Below are 18019 nucleotides of genomic sequence, written 5' to 3'. Positions count from 1 at the left end.
TTTGCCCGGCCACGCGGAATCCGGTGCGGAACTCGCCGCCGCCGATACGACCCGTGACAATGGTGGGGCGAACTCCGTGATGTCGTTGCAACGGCACCGCCGTGCTCGTGACCGCCAGCCGAGGAGGAACGATGACCTACCCACCGCCCCCGGGCTACCCCACGCCGGAGCCGTACCCGGGGCCCGGACAACAACCCCAATACTGGCAGGAATCACCCAAGAGCAAGGGGCTCGCGATCGCCGCCCTGGTCTGCGGCATCCTGGCTGCGATCAGCTTCTGCACGATCGTCGGTGGCATCCTGTTCGGTCTCCTCGCGGTGATCCTCGGCGCGATCGCCGGCGTGAAGGTCCGCCGGGGTACCGGTGGTGGCGGCGTGATGGCGGTGGTCGCCCTGATCCTGGGGGTGGTCGCGATTGTCGCGGCGATCGTGTTCGGCGTGTTCTTCTGGAACTTCTGGGAGGAGTCCGGCGGCAAGGATTTCACCGACTGCGTCTCGCGCGCAGGAAATGACCAGCAGCAGATCGCGCAGTGTGAGGATCAGTTCAACCAGCGTCTCGAAGACCGGTTCGGGGTGACGATGGAACCACCCGTGCCGACGAACTGACCGGCCCGGCAGCTCGCAGATCCAACCCCGCCACGGCGGGCACCGGCATACTGGGTTGTGTGACTTCCGACGTGACCAGCCCCTCCGGTATCGATCTGACCCATCTCGACCCGGCCGTCCGGGTGCAGGACGACCTGTTCACGCATGTCAACGGCGCCTGGCTGGCCGGGTACGAGATCCCGGCCGATCGGGCGGTCGACGGTGCGTTCCGCACGTTGTACGACCGCGCGGAGCTGGATGTGCAGGAGATCATCCGCACCGCCGCGGGCGAGCCGGGCAGCGATGCCCGCAAGATCGCCGACCTGTACGCCTCCTTCATGGACACCGAGGCCGTCGAGGCGGCCGGCCTGAAGCCTGTGGCCGAAGAACTGCGCGCACTGGCGTCCGCCACCGACCGCGGTGAGTTCGCCGCGCTGATCGGCCGTTTGCAGCGGACCGGCGTTTCCGGCGCGGTCGCAGTCTATGTCGATACCGACGACAAGAATTCCCAGCGTTACCTCGTCAATGCGACCCAATCCGGTATCGGCCTGCCCGACGAGTCCTACTACCGCTCCGACGAATACGCCGAGGTGCGGGAACGCTATATCGCCCATATCGATCGGATGTTCGCCCTGGCCGCCGCGGACCCGGCGGTCGCGGAACTGCTCGACGCGCAATCGGCGGGAACCCGGGTATTCGAACTGGAACGCCGGCTCGCCGCGGGACACTGGGATGTAGTGCGCCGCCGCGACGCCGAACTGGGCTACAACCTGACGGCTTTCACCACACTCGCCGAGCAGAATCCGGAGTTCGACTGGGGCGCCTGGGCCGACGGGCTGGCCGCCGGCGTTTCGGGCGAGGGCTCCCTGCTGTTGTCCGAGCTGGTGGTCCGCCAACCCGACTACTTGCGCACTTTCGCGCAGGCTTGGGAGTCGGTGCCGCTGGCGGAGTGGCGGCTGTGGGCGCAGTGGCGGGTGCTGCGGGCCCGCGCGCCGTATCTCACCGAGGCGTTGGTCGAGGAGAGTTTCGATTTCTACGGCCGCACCCTGACCGGTGCGCAGGAGAACCGCGAACGCTGGAAGCGCGGGGTTTCGCTGGTGCAGGATCTGCTCGGCGAAGCGGTCGGCAAACTGTATGTCGCCGAGCATTTTCCGCCGGAAGCCAAGGCCGCCATGGTCCGGCTGGTGGAGAATCTGCGCGAGGCCTACCGGCGCAATATCACCGAACTGGACTGGATGACCCCGGCCACCCGCAAGGCCGCGCTGGCCAAACTCGACAAGTTCACCCCCAAGATCGGGTACCCGGACCGCTGGCGTGACTATTCCGCCGTCACGGTGGATCCGGCCGATCTGGTGGGCAACTACCGCCGCGGGTACGCCGCCGAACACGACCGGGACCTGAACAAGCTCGGTGGCCCGGTGGACCGCGACGAATGGTTCATGACACCGCAGACGGTGAACGCCTACTACAACCCGGGCATGAACGAGATCGTCTTCCCGGCCGCCATACTGCAACCCCCGTTCTTCGATATGAACGCCGATGACGCCGCCAACTACGGCGGTATCGGCGCGGTGATCGGTCACGAGATCGGGCACGGTTTCGACGATCAGGGCGCGAAGTACGACGGCGACGGCAATATGGTCGATTGGTGGAGCGATGCCGATCGGACCGAATTCGGCAAACGCACCCGCGCGCTGATCGATCAGTACGACATCCTCTCCCCCGCCGATCTACCCGACGAGCACACCGTCAACGGCGAGTTCACCATCGGCGAGAACATCGGTGACCTGGGTGGACTCTCGATCGCGCTACAGGCCTACCGGATCTCCCTGAACGGGGAGGAACCGCCGGTGATCGACGGCCTGACGGGCCTGCAGCGGGTGTTCTTCGGCTGGGCCCAGGTCTGGCGGACCAAAACCCGCCCGGAGGAGGCCGTGCGCCGCTTGGCCGTGGACCCGCATTCCCCGCCGGAGTTCCGTTGCAACGCCGTGGTCCGCAATATCGACGCCTTCCACGAGGCCTTCGAGGTGAAACCCGAAGACGCCCTGTACCTGGCCCCCGAAGAGCGGGTCAAGATCTGGTAGGCCGCACCCGGTGAACGACTGACGGCGGTGCATCCGATGGATGCACCGCCGTTGGAATTTCGCCCCCGGTATCCCGCCGCGCTGATGGCACCGAGCCGCACGGATGGTCTATCCGGCAGCGGAGTCGGCACGGCCCCCGCCCTCCTGGGGACCCGGCGATGCGGGTCCGCTCTACCGCGGGAGTGAATGCCGGACTATGCGGTGTTCCAGTCGCCGAGCCCGTCGCCCGCGTTGAGCGTGCCGCCCTGGGTGTTCTGCACGATTACCGCGTCACCCTTGCCCACGTTCTCGTAGAACCATTTGCCGTCCTCGGTGCTCACGTTCAGGCAGCCGTGGCTGGTGTTGGCGTAGCCCTGTGATCCGACCGACCACGGGGCGGCGTGCACGAAGATTCCGCTGTTGGAGATGCGCGTCGCATATTCGACATCCAGTTTGTAGCCCTCGGGAGCGTCGATCGGCACACCATAGGTGGAGGAGTCCATGACCATTTCGCGCCGCTGCTCACCCACGATGTAGGTGCCGTTGGGCGTTTCGTGACCGGTTTTGCCCATCGAGGTGGGCATGGTCCGCACGACCTCGCCGTTGCGGGTGACGGTGATGGTCTTGGTGTTGTCGTCGGCGGTGGCGATCACGGCGTCGCCGATATGGAAGGCGCTGCGGCTGCCGCCGGCCTCCACCACCACATCGGTCTGCGCGGGCCAGAACTCGGTGGGCCGCCAGCGCACCTGCTTATCGCTCCACCAGTAGAAGTTCCCCGATACCTCGGTCGACGGGGTGATCTCGATGGCCCGTTCGGCCGCGGCGCGATCGGTGATGGGTTCCTTGAAGTTGATGATGATCGGCTGTGCGATGCCGACCTGTTCGCCCTCGGAGGGGTTGATCGCCGGTGGGGCGAAGTTCGCCGCGGGCGGGGTGGGCTCGGTGGCCCCGGCGGCCGAGCCGGTGGGCAGCTCCGGCAGGGCGTAGGCGGGCGCGGTGGCCACGGTGGTGGCGGTCGCGATCGCGGCCGTCAACAGGACACCCTGCCGGAGCCGGCGCGCAATCCGGCGAGTGGTCGGCTGCGACCCGGTGTTCTCGGTGACATGCATAAGAGTGTTCGTCCGTCCATTCGACTCTGGAGCGTACGGCGGCCGGCGGCGCACCGGTACGTGGAGTTACGGAGCGGTCCCGACGGGCGGTGGAGCATCGCGGAAGTCGTTCCATCGATGCTGGTGCGCCTCCGCTCCGAGCTCCTTCCTACTGCCTTCATCTCTTCGTGACCAACCCTTGTTGCCGTTACATAGCTGTTATGCATGACGGGTGGTATGAGCCACCCGCGCTCGATGGTGGGATCGATCGCGACCCGGCCGCGCCCGCTACCCGCGCCTTTTCCGGCCATCGACCGCCCTGTGTCCGGGAAACGACAGATCGGCGGTCAAACCTGTGGATGACATATGTCACGCGGTCGCGGTGGTGGCGAGATGTGGTCGGCGTTCCCGGTTCGATACCCGGTGGTGTGAGGTCTCACCGAGTCGACGCTCGCGCCGCCATGGTGTATTCATGGCGTGTTGTGCCAAGCAAGGCTGTAGTGCGGTTCGGATTCGACGGGGGAAGGATTCGGCATCGCAGCGGGAGGACTGTGCGTGTCAGGATGGACTTCGTCTCGATGGACGATGGCGCTCGCCGGTATGGCGGCCGCGATAGCGGTGGCGGGTTGTAGTTCCACCATCGAGGGCCGGGCGCTCCCGGCGACCGAAACCGGAACCGTGGACGCCGTGGATGTGACCACCACACCCGATACCGGTGACCGGACCACAACCACAACCACCACCGCCGCGCCGACCACCACCGAAAACGATGAAGACGGTATCGCCGGCTTCGATGCCGAGGTCGGTGATTGTGTACTGCTCGGCGGCACCACCACCGATGCCGATATCGAAGAGGCGTCGTGCGGTACTGCCACCTCGAACTACCGGGTGATCGGCAAGGCCGCGCGCAGCAGCGACTGTGTCAGCGACGCCGACAACTACTACGCCGAGAGCCGCAACGGGATCGAGACGGGTGCCCTGTGCCTGGATATCGACTGGGTGATCGGCGGCTGTATGGATGTGGGTAGCGGTAGTACCGGGCCGGAGCGTATCGATTGCACCGAAACCACCGCGGTGGACGGGGTGAAGGTCGTCGCCATCGAGGAGAACGCCGACGATGTCAACGCCTGCGGGGCCGGCAGCAGCGGGTACGTGTATTCGGAACGCCGCTTCGTGGTGTGCGTAGAGGAACTCTGAGGTCAGATGGCTGAGAAAAAACGAGCGGGACCTATGGTCCCGCTCGTTTTTCGCTACCGGAGGGCCCGGTGTCAGATGGGCCGGAAGCCTGAACCGACACCTGCCCGGCTGTCGATATCACCCATGATGGTGGACATGTTCGTACCCACCTCGGGGCCGAAGCAGGCGATGGCGAGATAGGCGTTGACCATGCCGACCAGCGTCGAGCCGACAACGACCGGCGCGCCGGAATCGCCTTCCATCACGCACATCTGCGACCAGGTCTCGATACTGCTGGCGAAGATATCGCCGTAGGCGATACCGCAGGTGTTGCCCGTGGTGCGGCCTTCCTTGCACACGATGTTCGGGAACTGTGCCGGCCCACCGACGCCGGTGATGCTGAGGTTGCCGACCCGGTTGACCGGGGTGACGCGGCCCGGGTCGAATTGCAGGACCGCGTAGTCGAGTTCCTGGTTCGAGTAGACGAACCGGCCGAGCGTTCCCGCACCCGGATCTTGTTCGGAGTAGACCTCGTGCCCAGGTGTTCCGCAGTGTCCCGCGGTGAGCCCGACCAGGCGGCCGGCCCTGTCGTGGCCGATCGTGGTGAGCGTGCACTGAATCGCCATGCCGGACATGCGACCCGGCTCCGAAGAGACGATCAGCCCTGATCCGCCGCCGAGTACGGGTCGGCCGGGGTCGGCGACCGCCGTTCCCGAGCCGAGTAGTGCCGCACTCAGGGCGACGGCGAAGACGGCACCGGCCGCCTGGGCTAGTTTCCTGAACATATCCCTCCAGACCTCGAAGCCCGCACGATATCAATGTGTGGCACCTCATCGTGGCAGCAGCGGCCGCGATACGCGCCCCAAGATGCCGTTACTCGCGGGTTGCCTTGTGCCCCTGGACGTTTCGGCTATTCGGTCGAGCATTCGGCCGGTGCGCGCCGTGTTCGGCGGAGACTGCGCGAAACTCCGGCCACGATACCTTCGGAAGAATAGCTCACCGCTATTAATTGCCCCCGTTCCGGCTACGCGCGTCGAGTAACGGTCGAATCTCCATGTTGCCGCGAATCGGTAATTTTCAGGAAAATCGTCCGTTATTTATGTGAACGGGCATTCTCTGCCGATCTATGTCTCTGGCGCGCTTTATCCGCCGGTCAGCTGTAGGTTCTTCCAGAATCGCGGAACACGCGTTGGGATACGTACCAAGAAGTGCTGGATAACTCGATGGTCACGCCACGGAGTGATGAACGTCTGTGACAGCGCTCACGCGTCTATGGTGTGTTCCGCACTACTACGTAGTAAGGTGCCTCAAGCAAACCAGTCGTCGGGGTAGGTAACCGACGTCGAGAGGGGTTAGTCAGTGCAGTCGACCAAGAGTCCACCAACAGGTTCTCGGTTGAGCGGAGCGGTCGAGTGGACGCGGGACTATTGGCGCGACCACCCCAGACGTTCTTTGGAGACCCTCGGCCGCCAGATGACGATGGGTGTCGAGGCCGTAACCGAGCTCGTGGTCAGTATCTTCCGCGGCCGTTTCCCGCTCGCGGAGTTCATCCGGCAGTGCGCCTTCATGGCCAATGTGGCCGCGGCGCCCACTCTGCTGGTCGCTATTCCGATCGGCGTCATCGTATCCATCCAGGTCGGATCGGTTGCGCAGCAGGTCGGTGCGACCTCGTTCATCGGTGCGGCCAACGGCCTGGGCATCATTCAACAGGGTGCGCCACTGGTCACCGTTTTGATGATCGCCGGCGCAGTCGGTTCGGCCATCTGCGCCGATCTCGGATCCCGAACCATCCGAGAGGAAATCGATGCCATGAAAGTCATGGGTGTCGATCCGCTGCGCCGACTGGTCGCGCCGCGTCTCGGCGCGGCAATGGTGGTCAGCGTGCTCCTCTGTGGTTTCGTTGTCTTCGTCGGATTCTTGACCGGCTACATTTTCAATATTTTCGTTCAGGGCGGCACCCCGGGTTCGTATATCTCGACCTTCGCATCGTTCGCAATTTCGCTCGATCTGGCTGTCGCTCTGCTGAAATCGCTGTTGTTCGGTCTGCTCGCGGCAATCATCGCCTGTGATACCGGATTGAATACCCGCGGTGGTCCGGGTGGTGTCGCCAACTCGGTGAATACCGCCGTTGTCATGTCCGCGGTGATGTTGTTCGGAGTGAATGTGATCTTCACCCAGGTGTACAACACCTTGTTCCCGCCTCAGGTGGTGTGAACCGGTGTCCGCAACCTATGTACCTCCGCTGCTGAAACCTCTTCAGCAGCTGCGAAAAGCGGTCGGCGCTCCCGTCGATATGCTTGCGCGCCTCGGACACCAGGTTTTCTTCTTCCTGCGGTCCATCGGTTCCATGCCGCTGGCGTTCAAGCAGTATCCAAAGGAAGTATGGCGGCTGCTGTCCGATGTCACCTGGGGTAACGGAAACCTCATCGTCGGTGGCGGAACCATCGGCGTGGTGCTCATTCTGAGCGCGTTCGGTGGGATCACGGTCGGTCTGCAGGGCTACACCTCGCTCGACCTGCTCGGCCTGAGCCCGCTGACCGGCGCGATCTCCGCATTCGGTACGACGCGTGAACTGGGGCCCCTGCTCGCCGCGCTGGCTTTCGCCGCCCAGGCGGGCTGTCGATTCACCGCACAACTCGGCGCCATGCGGATCTCCGAAGAGATCGATGCGCTGGAATCGATTGCGATCCGGCCACTGCCCTACCTGGTCAGTACCCGGATGATCGCCGCGATGATCACCATCCTGCCGCTGTACTGCCTCGGCCTCGCGATGGCCTATATCTCCTGCTCCCTCACGGTGCAGGTGATCGGCGATACCGCCAGCGGAACGTACCAGCATTACTTCTATCAGTTCCTGATCCCGACGGATGTCCTGTATTCGCTGCTCAAAGCAATACTCTTCGTCGCTATCACCACGTTCATCCAGTGCTACTACGGCTTTTTCGCTTCCGGTGGCCCCGAGGGTGTCGGTGTGGCGGCCGGTCGCGCGATCAAGATGTGCATCATCGTGGTCGTTTTCGTCGACCTCTTCATGACCTTGGCCATCTGGGGTGTCGACCCCGGTATCAGGATCTCGGGGTAGCGCAATGATCATCGATCCGAGTGGGCGCGGGCCCACGACGAAGCAATTGCTCATCGCCGGCATATGCGGCCTGGTTGTCTTCGCCGTGGTGCTCGGCTTCCTGATGGCTCGTTACCAGGGCTATTTCGTGGAGAAGGTGCGGGTCACCGCGAACCTGACCACCACCGGCGACGGACTGCCGCAGAAAGCGGATGTGAAGTTCCGCGGTGTCCTGGTGGGTGCGGTCGAAACGGTGTCGGTGGCCGCCCAGGGCGAACTCCAGCAGGTGAATATCGAGCTGAAGCCCGAGTTCGTCGAGCAGATTCCGGCGAATGTCACCGCCCGAGTGGTGCCCAGCAACCTGTTCGCCGTTACGTCCGTGGAGTTCCTCTACAACGGTCCCGCCGAGGCCCATCTCGAAGAGGGCTCGGAGATCCCGGAGGACAAGAGCCAGGGCACCATCGCCCTGCAGGACACACTGACCACGGTCCAGAACATCCTCGACCGGATCGACCCGATGCAGTTCGGCCGGGTCCTGGGCACCCTGTCCTATGCCCTCGACGGCAGTGGCCGGGTGCCCGGATCGACCATCGAGCGGATCGACCACTGGCTGACCTCGGTGGACGAATCAATCCCGGATCTCGGCGTCTTCCTCCAGGATTTCGCGAATTCGGCGCATGCGCTCAACGAGTCGGCACCGGAACTGATGGACGTCCTGGCCTCCTCGGTGCAGACGGCGAGGACCATCGCCGACCGGCGCGAACAACTGGTCGATGTGATCACCGGTGCCGGCAGCATGGTGGACCAGGTCAACGATCTGTTCGCGCGGAATCCGAATACCGGCAAAGAGCTCACCGTCGGCTTGAACCAGACCTTCGGTGCGCTGGCTTCGAACCCGGCTGCCATCACGAATGCGATCAGCAACCTGAACACTTCGGCGCGTGCCCTGCGTACGACGTTCACCTGGGGTCCGCAGCAGCAGATGGTGTGGAACGCCGGAGTTACCTTCACTCCGTTCAATCCGAACACCGTCGCGGACTGCCCCCGCTACGGTGATCTGGCCGGACCGAGTTGCTTCACCGCGCCGGCCGTGGCCGATCCCGGCTACCTGCCCGAGCAGATGAAGCCGCGCCGGCTGCCCGCTGCCGACGGCCTGCCCGTGCTGCCGCCGATCCCCGGTCTGCCGCCGATCCCCGGCGTCACCACCGAGGTCGGTGTTCCTGCCCCGGCCGCACCGCCTGCGAACAACCCGTTCGCCGGTACGCCGCTGGAGGGGTTGTTCCCGCAGGGTCTGCCGCAACTTCCGGGCCTGCCCGGCGCACCGGCCCCCGCGCCGGCTGCCCAGCCCGGCGATCAGCCGCCGGCCCCGCCGGCCGAACCCGGTGCGGCCGCGCCGGCGGCGGACAACGGCAACGGTGCCGCTCCCGCGGCCCGGCCGATCGCCTCCTACGAGGGCGATGCGGCGGTGGCGGCACTGCTCGGCCGGCGGCCGACCTCAGTGGAGTACCTGATGTTGAGTTCGATTCTCGAAGGCGGAACCTTGCGAGTGACCGAGGAGGCGTCCGCGTGAAGGGGGTCCGGAAACCGCTGATCGGCTTCGGCCTGTTCGCGCTGGTATCGGTGCTGGTCACCGTGCTGGTGTGGAATACGCTGGCACGCACGGTGGACGGGGGTACGAAATCGTATTCCGCGGTCTTCACCGATGTGCTGGGTCTGCGTGAGGGCGACGATGTCCGGATGGCGGGCGTGCGCGTGGGGAAGGTCGAGAAGATCGAACTGACCGGCGAGTCACAAGCCAAGGTCAGCTTCATCGTCCAAGACGATCAGACCCTGTTCGGTAACACCAAAGCGCTGGTGCGATACCAGAACCTGATCGGCCAGCGCTATGTGGCCCTGGCTCCGGGATCCGGCGGGGATGCGTCCCAGCTGGCAGAGGACGCCACCATTCCTGTCGACCGGACCGAGCCGTCCTTCGATATCTCGGCGTTGCTCAACGGGTTCCAGCCGCTGTTCGAGGTACTCGAACCCGAACAGGTGAATCGGCTCTCGGAGACCTTCGTCCTCGCCCTACAGGGCGATCGGGTCTCGTTGAGTTCTTTCATCACCCAGGCGGCCACCATGGCCACCGATTTCCAGCGGCGTGATGCCATTCTCAGCGATGTGATCACCAACCTCAGTGGTGTGATGGCGGGCCTGGCCAAACGAGGGGGTGAATTGGAGACGCTGATAACCCAGACGAGGGCGCTGATCGGCGGCCTGTACGAGCAGGGCCAGTCGCTGCTCTCCTCGACCGAGCAGATTGCGGGTGCCACCACCGCGCTCGTCGGGATGGTGGGCAATATCCAGCCCAAGCTGGAGGCGGTCCAGAATTCGACACGTGACGCTTTGACCCTGTTCCTGGCCAACGGCGCCAAACTGGACCAGGCCGCGATCGACCTGCCCGCCATCCTCGCCGACGCGGGACGATTCACCTCCGAAGGCGCCTACGCGAACGCGTATATCTGCCGGCTGGATGTCTCGCTGTACGGAGTCCTGTTCCCCCGCGGTCTGTTCTCGCAGATCGGCGGCAATTCGCAATCGGCGGTGTGCCGGCCATGATGACCAAATTCAAAACCTGGTTCAACAACAACCGCTACTTCGGGCTCGGCATCATCGGCGTCATCGTGGTCGCCGTACTGGTTCTGGTGTCCAGTGGCTTCCGCAACCTCGGTATCGGCGAGCAGTCGATCAAGGCCGAGTTCGTCCAATCCGCGGGTATCTCCGTCGGCGACAAGGTCAATGTGGCCGGTGTGCCGATGGGCCGGGTGTCGGCGGCCGAACTCGAGGGCGACCACGTCCTGCTCACCCTCCAGGTGTCCAATGATGTGGAACTCGGACCCGATGCGCGGGCGGCGATCAAGATGGCCACCCTGCTCGGCGCCCGCTACGTCGACCTGCAACCAGGGGACGGTACGGGCCTGCCCGACAAGCGCATCCCGAAGACCAATACCGCGGTCCCCTACGATCTCGCCGATGTGGTCGACAAGGGCACTCCGGAATTCCAGGAGCTCGACCCGGGCAAACTCGCGGAATCGCTGAACCTGTTCAACGAACAGCTGGAGGGTTCCCCGGAGCTGGTCGCCCAGTCGCTGGACAGCATCGGTGCCCTGGCCAAGGTGATCGACAGCCGCAAGGACGATGTCGAGCAGCTGCTGAAGGACCTCGACCGGGTGACCACCATCCTGGCCGACAATCGCAACAGTGCCCTGCTGATCATCACCCAGGGTGAGGCCATCGCCTCGCGGGTGGTGGAACGCCAGCAACTGCTGCGGACCCTGCTGGACAACGTGGCCACCCTGACCGCACAGCTGCAGGCGATCGGTGCGCAGAACAACAACCAGTTCAGCACCACCCTCGACCAGCTGAACACCATGGCCGCAGGCCTGCAGAAGAACAAGGACAACCTCGACCGGTTGCTGTCGATCATGCCGCCGTCGGTGCGGTACCTGACCAATGCCTGGGGTAACGGCAACTACGCCGAGGTCGGTATCCCGTGGTTGTTCCCGGACAACTGGTTGTGCTTCGCCCAAGTTGCCGAGGGGTGCCAGGGATGAATCCGTTGAACATCGACCTCGTGAAGAAGACCGCGAAAGCGCTGGTAATCGGCGCGTCGGCGCTGGCGTTGGGCAGCTGTTCGATGGTGAACAGCGTGGTCGGCGGCGATATGAAGATCACCGCGGATTTCGAGAACATCGCCGGGATGTACGAGGGCAACCCGATCACCGTGCTCGGGCTGGAGGTCGGCAAGGTCGACAAGATCATCCCGCACGGCGATCTCGTGGAAGTCCATATGAGCATCGACGGTGATGTGGAGATCCCGAAATCCGCCAAGGCCGTGGTGATCTCCCCGTCCATCGTCACCAACCGCCATATCGAGTTCACGCCGCGCTATGTCGAGGGCGACACACTCTCCGACGGCGACCACCTGCCGCTGGAGAAAACCGATGTGCCGGTGGAACTGGACACCATGCTCAAAACCATCGACCAGTTCGCCGACGCACTGAAGCCCCAGGAGGGTCAGGAAGGTGTCGGTCCGCTGTCGGGCCGGGTGCTGTACCCGATGCTCAACGGTCAGGGCGGGAAGATGCGCGACACGCTCAACGCGCTGTCCAGTGCGCTGAAGGTCGGTGTCGACAACAAGGGCGCCATCGCCAATATCATCACCAAGCTCAACGAGCTGACCACGATGCTGGCCGAGAACGACCAGGCCGTGCGCGATTTCAGCAATCAGGCCACCCAGATGACGACCATGCTGGCCGAGCAGGCGCCCGGTCTGCAGGCCACGTTGCAGCAGCTCTACGACTTCCTGAACAACACCAGTTCGGTCTTCGGACAGCATCAGGATCAGCTGGTGGACACGCTGACCCGGATGAACACCGTGATCGAACAGTTGCGGCAGAACTCGCACGGTGTCACCGAAGTGGTCGATGTCGCGCCGCTGTTGCTGCAGAACATCCACCGCTCGATGAACTACGAGCAGGGCTACGTCCGGCTGCACGCCCTGATCGGCACCAACCTCGCGGGCGGGGAAATCGTGAGCCTGTTCTGCGAACGGATTCAGATGAAATCCGACGGCTGCCGGACCGGCCGGCCCGAAGACTTCGGACCAGACTTCGGACTCACCGCCGCACTGCTGGGACTGACAAAATGATACGAACAATCCGACGCGCCCGCCGTACCGTAGCCGTCCTCGTGGCGGCCGGTACGGTGGCGCTGGCCTCCGGCTGTGGCCTGACGGTGGAGGATATTCCGCTGCCGAAGCCCGGCGCGAGTGGGGAAACCCTCGGCCTGCGGGCCGTATTCGACAATGCGCTGAATCTGCCCGACCAGGCCAAAGTGAAGGTCGGCGGTTCCGATGTCGGCGTGGTCACCAATATCGAGACCAAGAATTTCCAGGCGATCGTCGATATGGAGATTCGCAAGGATATCGAACTCCCGATCGGGACCACCGCCGAACTGCGCCAGGCGACCCCGCTCGGCGATGTCTTCATCGCGGTCGCCAAACCGCAGACCGAACCCGGGACCGCCCTGCTCGAGGACGGCGACACCCTGCCCATCGAGCAGACCTCGGCCGGCGCCACGGTGGAGGAACTGCTGCTGTCGGTATCGCTGATGTTCAACGGCGGCGGTATCGCCCACCTCACCCGGCTGGGTACCGAGCTGGATTCCATTGTCGGCGGGCGCAGTGACCAGCTTGTCCATCTGGTCAACGAGATCACCGGCGTGGTTTCCAGTATCAACGCGAACTCCGCGCGCATCGACAGCGTGCTCGGCGAATTCAGCGTACTGGCCGGCACTCTCGAAAGCCGCCGCAACGAACTCGGGCAGGTCGCCGATACGCTGCCGGATATGATCGGCGCGGTCGCCGAGAACAACCGGGCGCTGGGTGATCTGCTGAGCAAGATCTCCACCACGAGCGCCGCGCTCGGGGATTACGCCAACACTTCCGGCGGCGATCTGGCGGGTACCCTCGACAGTCTGAACAGCCTGATGGCGGCGCTCGCGGCCACCGGGGACAAGTTCGGTGCGCTGATGGATATCCTGCACGAACTGCGCGGTCCCGTGGATGCCACCTTCCGCGGCAGCAGCCTCGCCGCCTATGTCAATGTCACCAATCTCGATATCGCGATGCTCACCGCACCCGGCACCAGCCATTTCTACGACGTGCGCGATCTACAGGATTTCGCGGGCAGCCTGATCCAGATCCTCCAGGTCGTCCAGCAGCGCGTGGGAGGCCAGTGATGCTGAAGAACAAGATGCTGTGGTCGAATCTCGGCATCGTCCTCGCGCTGCTCATCGGCGGCACCTATCTGATGGTCAACGTCATGCGGGTGAACCCACTGCGCAGCACCTACACCGTCATCGTGAACCTGGACCGCTCCGGCGGCCTGCAAGAAGGTAACGATGTCACGCTGCGCGGCTACCGGGTCGGCGAGGTGAGCCGTCTCGAACTCGTCGACAACGGCGCCGGAATCCAGGCCGAAGCCGAGATCGAATCCAAATGGGATATCCCGGTGGATACGAAGGTCGCGGTGCAGGCCCTGTCCGGTGCCGGCGAGCAGTACATCGATTTCCGGCCCGCCGGGAATCAGGGGCCGTTTCTGACCGACGGTTCGGAAATCACCTTCGACCCCGAGCGGGTCAGCACTCCGGTGCCGATCTCCGCGGTCCTGGAAAACTCCAGCGATCTGATCGCGCAGGTGAATCCGGAGCATTTCTCGGTGATTCTGAACGAGCTCGATATCGCGCTCAGCGGTGGGCCCGATCAGCTGCGTTCGCTGATCGAAGGCGTCAGCCTGGTTTCGGCCGGGCTGGAGAATCTGCTGCCGCAGACCACGAATCTGATCGCGAATCTGCGAACGATTGCGGCCACTACCTCCCAGGCCCAGCCGGACCTGGGCACGCTGACGGCGAACTCGCAGGTACTGTTCGACCAGTTCAACAAGGCGAATGCCGAACTGGTAAAGGTGCTGGACCAGACCCCCGGACAGTTCGCCAGCGTTACCGCGACCCTGGACGCCACCAGCGATCCGATCACCACACTGCTGAACAATTTCGTCGCCGTCACCCGTGCGGCGCAATTGCGTCAGCCGGCGCTGGCGGCGCTGTTCCCCGCGCTCGAACTCGGTGGCGCGGCATTGGGCGTACCGGCCCACGACAACGAATTCCACGCCATGCTCGATATCTGGTTCCGGCCCTACTGCCAGTACCAGTCCACTCCGGTGAAAACCCAGGTCGTCCAGGACGGCACGCTGCCGAAGTGGAATTACTGCGATAACCCCGGACCCGGCCAGCAGATCCGCGGCGCGGCCAACGCACCGCGGCCGAACGTGCCGAACAACGGCGCACACATTCCGCCGGGTGTGGATCCGAATGAACGTACGCTGCCGCCCGTGCGGTAGTAGGAGACCGGTCGACCGGTGCCGGGTGCGACGGTGCATACTCTCGCAGAGATGCCCGCCACACCCGGCGCTGGTTTTCCGGCCGGTAGATTACGGCGCGTCCGCAGAGATGCGCCGGGAAGGTGTGATCAGTACAGATGTCCTCGAAAAAACCCAGCTCCGACCCTTTGGAGCCGGAAGGCACTGGTGTGCCCGCGGACGACGCGGCTGAGCACACCACCAGCTCCGGCAGTTCGTCGGCGGACAGCGCCGTGACGGCAGATTCCGCTGATTCGAGTGAACCCGCGGATCGGGCAGCCGGCGAGTCCGCCGATTCGGACACCACGGTGAAGGCCGAGAAGCCTGCCGATGCCGATGCGACGGTGAAGGCCGACAAACCAGCCGACGCGGATGCCACGGCGAAGATCGACCGCACGGACTCGGCCCGCGACGGAAAGAACGAGCCGGCCGATCCCGATGAGACGGTGGTTCCGGGCAAAGAATCGGTCGCCGCGGAACCGGCGGTTGCGCTCGGAAAATCCGCGGCCGGGAATTCGGCCGAGCCGGGGAGCGAGGAGACCGCAAAGTCGGTTCAGCAGTCCGCTGCCGGCGAACCGGAAACCGGCGCCGCAGCCGAGAAGTCTTCCGGCCGGCGCGCACGGTTCCCGCTGCCGGTGCTGGCCGGAGCGGCCGTACTGCTGATCGGTGCGCTGGTCGCGGTCGGTGTGTTCTTCTACCTCGCCAATGATCGTCAGACCGAACTGGACCGGCGTGCCGCGGCCACCAAGGCCGCCTGCGATTTCGGCAACAGTTTCGCCACCTATACCGGCGACAAGGCCGACGACTACGTATCACGGCTGGATCAGAACGCGACCGGCGAATGGAAGAAACTGGTTTCGCAGATCGGTCCCGACCTGAAGGCTCGTTTCGCCGAGACCCAGGTGAACTCCACCGCGGCCGAAGTGCAGTGCGGTTACGAGTCCGGGGACGGCGACAAGGCGCGTGTGGTGGTGGTGATCGACCAGCAGTTCACCACCGTCGGCGGCCCGCAGCAGCAGGCGCCGGGCCGGGTCAAGGTGGCGGCCGATGTCGATATGGAGAAGGTCGACGGTCGCTGGATGGTGGCGAATTTCGATACGCCGATGATGCAGCAGTAGCGGCAGCCGCGAGACGAATCAGAAGTTAGGACTCGAAGAGCTATGGCGAAGAACGAGACCGCGGCAGCGCAGGACACCGACGGCAATTCCGGGTTGCTCCCGGTGGTGATCGCCTTCGTCACCGGCGTGGTGCTGGTGGCGCTGGTCGCCGCTGGGGTGCTGTATTTCCGTGCCTACCAGCAGAACAACGGTGAACTCGCCGCGCAGGACGAATCCACCCGGACGGCCTGTGAGTTCGCCCGGGCCACCAACACCTACGATTTCGAAGGTGACCTCGACGGTTTCATGCGGGCGATGAAGGACGGCGCCACCGCTGACGTGGTGGGTTCGGTGGAGCAGAACTGGGATGTGCTGCGCCAGTTGCTCACCGAATCCAAGGTGAAATCCTGGGTCGACGAAGCATCCTGCGGTTTCCAATCCGGTGACGAGGAAAGCGCCAAGGTCCTGGTAAATATCGGCATGATGAAGACGAATGCCGTGACACCCGAACCGAAGCGGCAGGATATCGCGGTGGTCGCGGGCCTGGAGAAGGACGGCGACCGCTGGATCGTCAACCAGTGGGATCTGGCCATGTTGGCGGGTGTGGGCGGCGATCAGGCCCAGGCGGCTCCGGGTGCGCCTGCACCGGAAGGTCCCGCGCCCGCGGCCCCGGAAGGCGGGCCGGCTCCGGCACCGCTGCCGGGCAACTGATTTGGGCGCCTCCGGCGGTGGGTCGAGCCACCACCGCCGGAGGCTATTCGGGTGGTATCCAAATATCCATACCACGACGACAACAGCGCGGGCGCCGCATCTGATTCAGAACAGGTGCAGTGCCTGCGCTGTTGTCGCGTAGTCGGCGGCCGGGCCGGCCGCCGGTTCCGCAGCCTTCCCTGCTGCTGCGGAGGTTTCGAGTACCGGGTGTGGACCGGCCGGGTCACCGGTGGTCGCACTCATGGTGGTTTTCTCGCTGATGGCCGGACGGGCGCCGGTGGTGGAGCGGTTGTCGCGCGGAGCTGTCGCCGCTGCCTTGCGCGCGGCCGCGCCGGCCAGCGCGTCGGCCTGTTCGTTGAAGTAGTTGCCCACATGTCCGCGCACCCAGCGGAACCGTACCGGGCCCGGCCGGCCGGCGATGGCGTGGTCGATATCGCGGATGAGTTCGATATTCTTCACCGCACCGCCGGTGGAGGTGCGCCAGCCGTTGTTACGCCAGTTGGGTAGCCACTCGGATGCGCATTTGATCGCGTAGAGCGAATCGCTCTCGATCAGCAGGGGGTCGGAGCCGGGGTGGGACCGGATGGCCTCGAGGACCGCGCGTAACTCCGCTATCTGGTTGGTACCCGTTGCCGCGCCGCCACTTTCGGCGCCACCCGCATGATCGACCCATGCCCAGCCGATGGCCCCGCCGGGGTTTCGCAGGCATGAACCGTCGGTACTCACGATGATCATGGCAGTACCCTACGCAAGTCGGCCGACAAGATCTGTACCGTGCAGTTCTTCGATGGCAGCGCGCAATCGTGATTCGCTGCGGCGCAGCGCGGTGCGCAGCAGCGCCCTGCGTGGACGGTCGCGCAAAGGGGCCGCGAAACCTCGTGAGCCCGTGTAGTCGAGCTCGGAAGTGAGTACGGATCGCCCGCGGCCGAGTGGATCGAAACGTAGTGTCAGACAGGCGGTGAGCGGTCCACCGGCCAGGGTGTAGCCGATCACGGCATCCTGGCGGTGCTCGGTGACCTCACAGTTCAGCACCGGACGCCACAGTCCGAACCGGAATCGGATGCCGTACCGGGCGCCGAGCCCGCGATCGGTCTTCCCCCGGAGCGAAACGTGTTCTGCGCCCATCAGCCACTCCGTGATGGACCGGGGATTGTCTGCATAAGCGAAAGCCACGGTGATCGGCGCCGTCACATCGCTTGCGTACTTGATGAAGCCCACGGGCCCTCCCTCCACGGCTGCCCGACAAAAATACTATAGCCTTCCGCTTTATTTCCGGCAGT

General features: G+C 64.5%; 17 protein-coding genes. 13 read left to right on the top strand and 4 right to left on the bottom strand.

Features of this window, described 5'->3' with window-relative positions:
* Positions 1 to 131: 131 nt before the first annotated feature.
* A complete protein-coding gene (locus NFL01S_RS03750) occupies positions 132 to 605 on the top strand; it encodes a DUF4190 domain-containing protein (RefSeq protein ID WP_062971522.1) in 474 nt (157 codons plus the stop codon).
* A gap of 59 nt (positions 606 to 664) precedes the next feature.
* Entirely contained in the window at positions 665 to 2668 is a 2004-nt protein-coding gene (locus NFL01S_RS03745) for a M13 family metallopeptidase (protein WP_084492381.1), read from the top strand.
* Positions 2669 to 2862: 194 nt separating this feature from the next.
* Here NFL01S_RS03745 and NFL01S_RS03740 read toward each other — a convergent pair whose 3' ends face one another.
* Positions 2863 to 3756 (bottom strand): L,D-transpeptidase, encoded by an 894-nt coding sequence (locus tag NFL01S_RS03740; RefSeq protein ID WP_062971520.1) that lies wholly within the window; start codon positions 3754 to 3756, stop codon positions 2863 to 2865.
* A 564-nt stretch (positions 3757 to 4320) separates the two neighbouring features.
* On the opposite strand from NFL01S_RS03740, the gene lppU reads away from it, so the two are divergent.
* On the top strand, positions 4321 to 4932 hold the full coding sequence (gene lppU / locus NFL01S_RS03735; protein ID WP_062971518.1) for an LppU family putative lipoprotein: 612 nt from the start codon (positions 4321 to 4323) through the stop codon (positions 4930 to 4932).
* Positions 4933 to 5003: 71 nt separating this feature from the next.
* Here lppU and NFL01S_RS03730 read toward each other — a convergent pair whose 3' ends face one another.
* Positions 5004 to 5696, bottom strand: a complete 693-nt coding sequence (locus NFL01S_RS03730) for a chymotrypsin family serine protease (protein ID WP_062971516.1) — start codon at positions 5694 to 5696, stop codon at positions 5004 to 5006.
* A gap of 610 nt (positions 5697 to 6306) precedes the next feature.
* Here NFL01S_RS03730 and NFL01S_RS03725 point away from each other — a divergent pair.
* The 10 genes from NFL01S_RS03725 to NFL01S_RS03680 all read left to right on the top strand — a co-directional run bounded on the left by NFL01S_RS03725 (position 6307) and on the right by NFL01S_RS03680 (position 16739).
* Positions 6307 to 7125 carry an MlaE family ABC transporter permease gene (locus NFL01S_RS03725; RefSeq protein WP_081595859.1) on the top strand — a complete coding sequence of 273 codons (819 nt, stop codon included), beginning with the start codon at positions 6307 to 6309 and terminating at the stop codon, positions 7123 to 7125.
* Positions 7126 to 7129: 4 nt separating this feature from the next.
* Positions 7130 to 7993 carry an MlaE family ABC transporter permease gene (locus NFL01S_RS03720; protein WP_062971514.1) on the top strand — a complete coding sequence of 288 codons (864 nt, stop codon included), beginning with the start codon at positions 7130 to 7132 and terminating at the stop codon, positions 7991 to 7993.
* 4 nt (positions 7994 to 7997) lie between these two features.
* The gene (locus tag NFL01S_RS03715) at positions 7998 to 9542 is read left to right on the top strand and encodes an MlaD family protein (protein ID WP_062971511.1); all 1545 of its coding nucleotides are present in this window, start codon (positions 7998 to 8000) and stop codon (positions 9540 to 9542) included.
* Positions 9539 to 10570, top strand: coding sequence for an MCE family protein (locus NFL01S_RS03710; RefSeq protein ID WP_033246614.1), 1032 nt, complete (start codon positions 9539 to 9541; stop codon positions 10568 to 10570). The genes NFL01S_RS03715 and NFL01S_RS03710 overlap by 4 nt, the downstream gene beginning before the upstream one ends.
* Positions 10567 to 11565, top strand: coding sequence for an MCE family protein (locus tag NFL01S_RS03705; protein ID WP_245670505.1), 999 nt, complete (start codon positions 10567 to 10569; stop codon positions 11563 to 11565). Before NFL01S_RS03710 ends, NFL01S_RS03705 begins: the two co-directional genes overlap by 4 nt.
* Positions 11562 to 12662, top strand: coding sequence for an MCE family protein (locus tag NFL01S_RS03700; RefSeq protein ID WP_062971509.1), 1101 nt, complete (start codon positions 11562 to 11564; stop codon positions 12660 to 12662). The genes NFL01S_RS03705 and NFL01S_RS03700 overlap by 4 nt, the downstream gene beginning before the upstream one ends.
* Complete coding sequence (locus tag NFL01S_RS03695) at positions 12659 to 13753, top strand: MCE family protein (protein WP_062971507.1); 1095 nt, start codon at positions 12659 to 12661, stop codon at positions 13751 to 13753. Before NFL01S_RS03700 ends, NFL01S_RS03695 begins: the two co-directional genes overlap by 4 nt.
* Positions 13753 to 14913 (top strand): MlaD family protein, encoded by a 1161-nt coding sequence (locus tag NFL01S_RS03690; RefSeq protein WP_062971505.1) that lies wholly within the window; start codon positions 13753 to 13755, stop codon positions 14911 to 14913. The genes NFL01S_RS03695 and NFL01S_RS03690 overlap by 1 nt, the downstream gene beginning before the upstream one ends.
* Positions 14914 to 15101: 188 nt before the next feature.
* On the top strand, positions 15102 to 16049 hold the full coding sequence (locus NFL01S_RS03685) for a prolipoprotein diacylglyceryl transferase (RefSeq protein WP_062971503.1): 948 nt from the start codon (positions 15102 to 15104) through the stop codon (positions 16047 to 16049).
* A 42-nt stretch (positions 16050 to 16091) separates the two neighbouring features.
* On the top strand, positions 16092 to 16739 hold the full coding sequence (locus NFL01S_RS03680) for a hypothetical protein (RefSeq protein WP_062971501.1): 648 nt from the start codon (positions 16092 to 16094) through the stop codon (positions 16737 to 16739).
* A 105-nt stretch (positions 16740 to 16844) separates the two neighbouring features.
* On the opposite strand, the gene NFL01S_RS03675 is transcribed toward NFL01S_RS03680, so the two are convergent.
* Positions 16845 to 17474, bottom strand: coding sequence for a ribonuclease H family protein (locus NFL01S_RS03675; protein WP_062971499.1), 630 nt, complete (start codon positions 17472 to 17474; stop codon positions 16845 to 16847).
* Between the two features lie 9 nt (positions 17475 to 17483).
* Positions 17484 to 17957: an SRPBCC family protein gene (locus NFL01S_RS03670; protein WP_062971497.1), complete on the bottom strand. Its 474-nt coding sequence runs from the start codon at positions 17955 to 17957 to the stop codon at positions 17484 to 17486.
* Positions 17958 to 18019 lie beyond the last annotated feature (62 nt).

This window comes from Nocardia flavorosea NBRC 108225 (assembly GCF_001613385.1).
GTDB classification, from domain to species: Bacteria; Actinomycetota; Actinomycetes; order Mycobacteriales; family Mycobacteriaceae; genus Nocardia; species Nocardia flavorosea.
The sequence above is the reverse complement of the archived record's forward strand: the minus strand, read 5'-3'. Positions and strand labels throughout refer to the sequence as shown.

What these genes read in the sequence shown, in the direction of transcription:
- NFL01S_RS03715 (WP_062971511.1), top strand. Translation starts at nt 7,998, where the DNA reads ATGATCATCGATCCGAGTGGGCGCGGGCCCACGACGAAGCAATTGCTC.
- NFL01S_RS03730 (WP_062971516.1), bottom strand. Translation starts at nt 5,696, where the DNA reads ATGTTCAGGAAACTAGCCCAGGCGGCCGGTGCCGTCTTCGCCGTCGCC.
- NFL01S_RS03740 (WP_062971520.1), bottom strand. Translation starts at nt 3,756, where the DNA reads ATGCATGTCACCGAGAACACCGGGTCGCAGCCGACCACTCGCCGGATT.
- NFL01S_RS03700 (WP_062971509.1), top strand. Translation starts at nt 11,562, where the DNA reads ATGAATCCGTTGAACATCGACCTCGTGAAGAAGACCGCGAAAGCGCTG.
- NFL01S_RS03680 (WP_062971501.1), top strand. Translation starts at nt 16,092, where the DNA reads ATGGCGAAGAACGAGACCGCGGCAGCGCAGGACACCGACGGCAATTCC.
- lppU (WP_062971518.1), top strand. Translation starts at nt 4,321, where the DNA reads ATGGCGCTCGCCGGTATGGCGGCCGCGATAGCGGTGGCGGGTTGTAGT.
- NFL01S_RS03675 (WP_062971499.1), bottom strand. Translation starts at nt 17,474, where the DNA reads ATGATCATCGTGAGTACCGACGGTTCATGCCTGCGAAACCCCGGCGGG.
- NFL01S_RS03705 (WP_245670505.1), top strand. Translation starts at nt 10,567, where the DNA reads ATGATGACCAAATTCAAAACCTGGTTCAACAACAACCGCTACTTCGGG.
- NFL01S_RS03695 (WP_062971507.1), top strand. Translation starts at nt 12,659, where the DNA reads ATGATACGAACAATCCGACGCGCCCGCCGTACCGTAGCCGTCCTCGTG.
- NFL01S_RS03690 (WP_062971505.1), top strand. Translation starts at nt 13,753, where the DNA reads ATGCTGAAGAACAAGATGCTGTGGTCGAATCTCGGCATCGTCCTCGCG.
- NFL01S_RS03750 (WP_062971522.1), top strand. Translation starts at nt 132, where the DNA reads ATGACCTACCCACCGCCCCCGGGCTACCCCACGCCGGAGCCGTACCCG.